A 6,237-nucleotide genomic window follows, 5' to 3' on the forward strand; every position below is an offset into this window, starting at 1 on the left:
GAAGGCGCCCGGCCGGGATCAGATCCGGCCCATGAGCAGCTGGACGGCGGCCGTCAGGCCGACCACGACCAGAACCATCCGCAGCGCGGTCGGGCTGAGCTTCCGGCCCCAGTTGGCACCCAGGTAGCCGCCGACGATCGTCCCGGCCGCGATCAGGCCCACCACGGGCCAGGCGGGCGAGGCGAGGACGATGTAGAAGACCGCCGCCGTGCAGTTCGCGATGGTGGCGAGGGCGTTCTTCAGCGCGTTCAGCCGCTGGAGGTCGTCGTCCAGGGTCGCACCGAGCAGGCTGACCAGGATGATGCCCTGCGCGGCGGCGAAGTAGCCACCGTAGGTACCGGCCCCGTAGGCGCCCAGCGGCATGAGGACGCCGCCGTTCTTGGAGGCGGGCCTGCGGGCCCGGACCCACTTGGTGATCCGGGGCTGAAGGATGATCAGCACGCAGGCGCCGCCGATCATGAACGGCACCACGGACTCGAACACGCCCGAGGGCAGGTAAATGAGCAGCATCGCGCCGGTCATCGCGCCGAAGAAGGACATGGTGCCGAACCGGATCAGCCGCGACTTCTGCCCCGCCAGCTCGCGCCGGTAGGCGATGGTGCCGCTGAGCGTCCCGGGGGCCAGGCCGATGCTGTTGGACACGGTCGCGGTGATCGGCGGGTAGCCGAGCGCGAGCAGCACCGGGAACGTGAAGAGCGTCCCCGAACCCGCGATGGCGTTGATCCCGCCGGCGGCGACACCGGCGAGCAGGATGGCCAGTGCCTCCCAGAGTTCCATCGCGGCGTCCCCCGATCCGTCGCTCCCCGACCGTCGAGGGCCAGAACAGACTACGAGACCCCGTCGGACGGCCTTCGGACCGGGGCTGGAGAGCCGGGGTGACCGGGAACACACGCGGGCCCCGCCGAACGTGCGTCGGCGGGGCCCGCGTGGTCCGAACGGCTCAGTTCGGGAGCTTCACGACCTCGTTCTGGATGCGGTCGAAGGCGGTGCTGACGCCCTGGAGCGCCTTGCCCATCTCCGCCGGGACCACCCACACCTTGTTGGCGTCGCCCTTGGCGATCTCCGGGAGCTTCTGGAGGTACTGGTAGGCGAGCACGTCCGGGTCGACCCGGCTGGTGTGCAGCGCCTTGAACACCATGTGGATGGCGTCGGCCTCACCCCGGGCACGCAGGGTCTGCGCGTCCGCGTCGGCCTTGGCGGTGAGCATCTGCGCCTCGGCGCTACCCTGCGCCCGCAGCACGGACGAGGAGCGCTCACCCTCGGCCCGCAGGACGGCGGCCTGCTTCTCACCCTCGGCGCTGAGCAGCTGGGCGCGCTTCTCGCGGTCGGCGCGCATCTGCATCTCCATCGCCTCCTGCACGGAGGACGGCGGCTCGATGCCCTTGAGCTCGATCCGGCTGATCTCGATGCCCCAGTCGCGCGTGGCCTCGTCCAGGACGGTCTTGAGCTCGCGGTTGATCTGGTCCCGGGAGGTGAGCGTGCCCTCCAGGTTCATGCCACCGATCACGTTGCGCAGGGTCGCGAGCGTGAGCTGCTCGACGGCCTGGATGAAGTTGGCGACCTCGTAGGTGGCGCGGTAGGCGTCGACGACCCGGATGTAGACCGCGGAGTCGACCTCAACCGCGAGGTTGTCCTCGGTGATGGCGGACTGCGGCGGGAAGCTGACCACCTGGACTCGGCGGTCGATCCGTTCGCGGACCTGGTCCACACCGGGAATCACGATGTTGAAGCCGGAACTGAGCGTTCGGTGGAACTTACCGAAGCGCTCGACGACGTCCTCCATCGAGTGCGGCACGATACGCACGCTTCGCCAGAAGATGATCAGAAGTACGGCGACGAAGAGTACGACGATGATGATCGGGGCCATGGGTTAACCCACCCTCCCGACGTCGAACCGGGTAATGGTGTTCAACAGCGGCATCTGCGGCAGCTCCGGATCTCCTGACGGGGGTGGCAGGCAGCGTGGGAGCGGACCGCCGCACCCTCGCGGCTCGCCCCGGGGGAAGCTCCAAGCGCGCCGAAATAGAGCGATCCGCTCACTGAACGTTGACGCTACCCCATACCCCTCCGGGCCGACCACATCCGGACGGAAATAGGTTTTACGGACAATACATTCCGCGCATATAAACGTCCCCTATTTCCTAGGCGGCCTTCGCCGTCCACCGGTCGCCGTCCCGCTCCACCTTCAACGGCAGCCCGAAGGTCTCACTCAGGTTCTCCGCGCTCATGACCTCGTCCAGCGGACCGGCCTGCACGACCCGTCCGTCACGGAGCAGCAGCCCGTGCGTGAAGCTCGGCGGGATCTCCTCGACATGGTGGGAGACCACCACCAGCGCGGGCGCCGTCTCGTTGGCCGCCAGCTTGCTCAGCCGACGCACCAGGTCCTCACGGCCGCCCAGGTCCAGACCGGCCGCGGGCTCGTCCAGGAGCAGCAGCTCCGGGTCGGCCATCAGCGCCCGGGCGATCAGCACCCGTTTGCGCTCCCCCTCGGAGAGGGTGTGGAAGTCCCGTTCGGCCAGGTCGGCCACACCCCAGTGGCCGAGCAGGGCGCGCGCCCGCCCGTAGTCGGGGGTCCCGTACTCCTCACGGAACCGACCCAGGTAGCCGTAGGCGGCACTGACGACCAGGTCCAGGACCGGCGTCCCCCGCTCGATCCGGCCGGACACGGAGGCCCCCGCGTAGCCGATCAGCGGACGCAGCTCGAACACGTCCACCCCGCCGAGGCGCTCCCCCAGGATCTCCACCCGGCCCTCCGTGGGGAACAGCTGGCTGGAGGCCACGTTCAACAGGGTGGTCTTGCCCGCGCCGTTCGGGCCGAGCACCACCCAGCGCTCGCCCTCCAGCACCGACCAGTCGACGCCCTCGATGAGGCTCTCGCCGCCCCGTCGTACCGTGACCCCGTTCAGGCCCAGAACACGCCCGTCCATCATCCTCCTATCGTCACGTCCCACGCCGGTGCACGGGCCGCCCTACCCTGAAGTAATGCATCTGACGTCCGCACCGCTCGTCGCCTGGGGCAACGCCTGGCTGTCCGGCCACGTCGGGTTGGACGACGCCGTCGACGCCGTCGAGCGCCGGAGCGGCCCCAACCTGATCGGGACAGTACCCCCAGGCGACCTGCCGTTCGACGGCGGCGTACCGCTCCGGACGACACTGGTCCACCTGCGTGGACTGGGACTGTCCGGGTTCCGGCTGGCGCTGCCCACCTGGGGTGACCCGTTCGGTCTGGTGGGACCGGCCGAACTCAACCGGGCCGCCATCGAGGCACAGGAGGGGGTGCTGGTGCGGCTCGCCGAACGCCAGGTGGGACTGGTGCCCACCATCGATCGGCGTGGTTCATCCTACGTGGGGGTCTCGTGGACCCCGTATCCGGCGAACGCGACCGATCCCCAGGTACCCGGCCTGGCCGAGGCCGAGCAGCAGATGAAGCTGACCCTGCTCCGGGTCGTCCAGGAGATGGAGTCCGTGAACGACGTGGTCGGGTTCTCGCCCACCGTGCACGGGGAGCTGGGCGACACGGGAGCCCCGCTCCTCGCCCACGGCTACCCGGCGCGGGCGCACCGGGTCGCCGCGCAGGCGGTACGGCTCTCGAAGATCGTGGAACTGGCCGAGCCGGGATCGGGGCGCGGCCTCAACGCCCACCAGGCCGACGCACGGGCCCGTGCCCTGCGCGACCTCGACGCCGCGGCCCGCCGCGCACTCGTGGCCGCCCACGCCGCCCTCGACCACGGGCGGGGCCGACCGTAGACGGGCCGTGCCGGAAGACACGCGCCAGGCCCCGGCGGATGGACCCTGGGGGGTGCGCCGGGTTTTCTCGGGGTGAAGCCAGGGGATTCACCTGATCCACCGCGGGACCGTTCGGACCGATACTGGAGGGGAGAGGCCGTTCGTGGCCGACCCACCGAGGAGGAGAGCCGTCATCATGCAACCCGAGCACATCCGAGCTTCGGACGCGGACCGGGACCAGGTTGCCGAACGGCTCCGCGAGGCCCTCGCCGAGGGGCGGCTCTCGCCCGTGGAACACGAGGAACGGCTGGACACCCTGTACCGGGCCAAGACCATCGGGGAGCTGGCCCCGATCACCTCCGACCTGCCCGGACCCGGAGGCGTCGCCCACCCCGGCTTCACCTCCCTGGACCGCAGCGACCCGGACAGCGGCATGGAGATCCTCGGCAGCGAGGCCCGCGACCTGGCCGGACAGAGCAAGGGCTCGGAGAACCTCGTGGCGGTCTTCGGCGGCTGCGAGCGACGCGGCCGGTGGCTGGTGGAGCCCCGGACCAACGTGTCGGTACTCTGCGGCGGGGTGGAACTGGACCTGCGCGAGGCGGTGCTGAGCCAGCACGAGGTCACCATCCAGGTCGCCGTCATCATGGGCGGAGTGGACATCACGGTGCCCCACGGGGTCCGGGTGATCAACAACACCTCAGCGATCCTGGGCGGCACGGACCTCCACGGAACGGACCAGGTGACGGATCCGAACGCGCCGGTCGTGCGTCTGACCGGGACCTGCATGCTCGGCGGGGTGGACGTGAAGGCCAAAAAGGTCAAGAAGAAGCGCAAGGGCCGCCGCGACAAGTGAGCGCGGGGTGTCCACATAGTGAACTAGCTGCGAAAACCCCGGACCCTGCCCGTCACTTCCGCCCCACGGCCGAGTACCGTGGGTGGTGCCATGAGTGATGAATCCACGTTGTTGGTCACGATGACCGGGCGCGATCGCCCTGGCATCAGCGCACGCCTTCTGAGCACCCTCTCCGTCTTTCCCGTCACCCTCGTCGACCTGGAGCAGGTCGTCCTGGGCGGCCGCCTCGTCCTGGGTGCGGTCCTGGAGGTCGACCAGCGGGTCGCCCCCGGGGTCAGCGGACAGCGGGTCTTCGAGGAGATCCGCTCCGCCCTGGACAAGACCGCGATCGACCTCGACATGGAGGTCGAGTACGGCGGCGGCAACGGGCGCGTGAACGAGTTCGCCTCGGAGCGGCTCCACGTCACCGTACTCGCCGCGCCCCTGCGCCCCGGGGCCCTCGGCGCCATCACCTCGTGCGTGGCCCGGTCCGGCGCCAACATCGACCGGATCGAACGGCTCTCCGGGTACCCGGTGACCTCCGTGGAGATGGAGATCTCCGGAGGCAACCCGGACCAGCTCCGCGCGGAGCTGGCCATGGAGTCCGCCACCCAGGGCGTGGACGTCGCCGTGCAGTCCAGCGGGCTGCACCGCCGCGGCAAGCACCTCATCGTCATGGACGTCGACTCGACCCTCATCCAGGGCGAGGTCATCGAGCTCCTCGCGGCCCACGCCGGCTGTGAGGAGGAGGTGGCCCGGGTGACGGAGGAGGCGATGCGCGGAGAGCTCGACTTCGAGGAGTCGCTCCGCCGCCGCGTGGCCCTCCTCAAGGGGCTGGACGCCTCCGCCATCGACCTGGTCCGGGACGAGATCCAGCTGACCCCGGGTGCCCGCACCCTGGTCCGGACCCTGAAGCGCCTCGGCTACGAGTGCGGCATCGTGAGCGGCGGCTTCACCCAGATCACCGACGTGCTGGTGGAACGGCTCGGCCTGGACTACTCGGCCGCCAACACCCTGGAGATCGTCGACGGCGAGCTCACCGGCGAACTCCTCGGCCCCATCATCGACCGCAAGGGCAAGGCCACCACGCTCCAGCGCTTCGCCGAGGAGGCGGGCGTCCCCCTGGAGCAGACCGTCGCCGTAGGCGACGGCGCCAACGACCTGGACATGCTCCAGACCGCCGGTCTGGGCGTGGCCTTCAACGCGAAGCCGGTGGTGCGCCAGCAGGCGGACACCTCGGTGAACGTGCCCTATCTGGACACCATCGCCTTCATCCTGGGCATCACACGCGAGGAGATCGAGGCCGCCGACCTCCACGGCTGACCTCTGCAAGGACCCCCGGGACGCCCGACCAAGGGCCCCGGGGGTCCTTGATCCCCAGAGCAACCCCACCGCACCGCCACAACCCCGGTGCTTGAGGTCCTCCTACCTGGAGGCAGGGCTTCGCACACACCCCAGCGCGCTCGTCAAGCCGCGCGAACGCTCAGACTCCCGGGCCAGGTGTCGAGTTGTCCACAGCCCTCCCGTGGCCGCCCCTGACAGCCCCCACCCCAAGCGCCTAACCTCAATACCGGGGGAACCCACGCCTGCGCCCACAGACGGCTGCCCACACCAACATTCACAAACGCACAAACACAGGCAACAAAAAGAGGGAAGAGGAAGAACCCACCAAGTGGACC

The 6,237-nt window shown here is 69.7% G+C and carries 6 protein-coding genes; 3 read left to right on the forward strand and 3 right to left on the reverse strand.

Going from position 1 to position 6,237, the window contains the following annotated elements:
* Positions 1 to 18: 18 nt before the first annotated feature.
* The 3 genes from ACRWK8_RS22770 to ACRWK8_RS22780 form a co-directional block, all read right to left on the reverse strand.
* Positions 19 to 777 carry a sulfite exporter TauE/SafE family protein gene (locus ACRWK8_RS22770; RefSeq protein WP_378747555.1) on the reverse strand — a complete coding sequence of 253 codons (759 nt, stop codon included), beginning with the start codon at positions 775 to 777 and terminating at the stop codon, positions 19 to 21.
* 163 nt (positions 778 to 940) lie between these two features.
* Positions 941 to 1,867: an SPFH domain-containing protein gene (locus ACRWK8_RS22775; protein WP_378747552.1), complete on the reverse strand. Its 927-nt coding sequence runs from the start codon at positions 1,865 to 1,867 to the stop codon at positions 941 to 943.
* A gap of 274 nt (positions 1,868 to 2,141) precedes the next feature.
* On the reverse strand, positions 2,142 to 2,927 hold the full coding sequence (locus tag ACRWK8_RS22780; RefSeq protein WP_378747820.1) for an ABC transporter ATP-binding protein: 786 nt from the start codon (positions 2,925 to 2,927) through the stop codon (positions 2,142 to 2,144).
* A 55-nt stretch (positions 2,928 to 2,982) separates the two neighbouring features.
* Here ACRWK8_RS22780 and ACRWK8_RS22785 point away from each other — a divergent pair, with 55 nt between their 5' ends.
* From ACRWK8_RS22785 to serB, 3 genes are all read left to right on the forward strand, one after another.
* Positions 2,983 to 3,747, forward strand: a complete 765-nt coding sequence (locus ACRWK8_RS22785) for an Rv1486c family protein (RefSeq protein WP_431872785.1) — start codon at positions 2,983 to 2,985, stop codon at positions 3,745 to 3,747.
* A gap of 175 nt (positions 3,748 to 3,922) precedes the next feature.
* Positions 3,923 to 4,579, forward strand: coding sequence for a DUF1707 SHOCT-like domain-containing protein (locus ACRWK8_RS22790; protein ID WP_431872787.1), 657 nt, complete (start codon positions 3,923 to 3,925; stop codon positions 4,577 to 4,579).
* A gap of 90 nt (positions 4,580 to 4,669) precedes the next feature.
* A complete protein-coding gene (gene serB / locus ACRWK8_RS22795; RefSeq protein WP_378747538.1) occupies positions 4,670 to 5,881 on the forward strand; it encodes a phosphoserine phosphatase SerB in 1,212 nt (403 codons plus the stop codon).
* Positions 5,882 to 6,237: the final 356 nt, after the last annotated feature.

This window comes from Nocardiopsis eucommiae (genome assembly GCF_965344335.1).
Taxonomy (GTDB): Bacteria; Actinomycetota; Actinomycetes; order Streptosporangiales; family Streptosporangiaceae; genus Nocardiopsis; species Nocardiopsis eucommiae.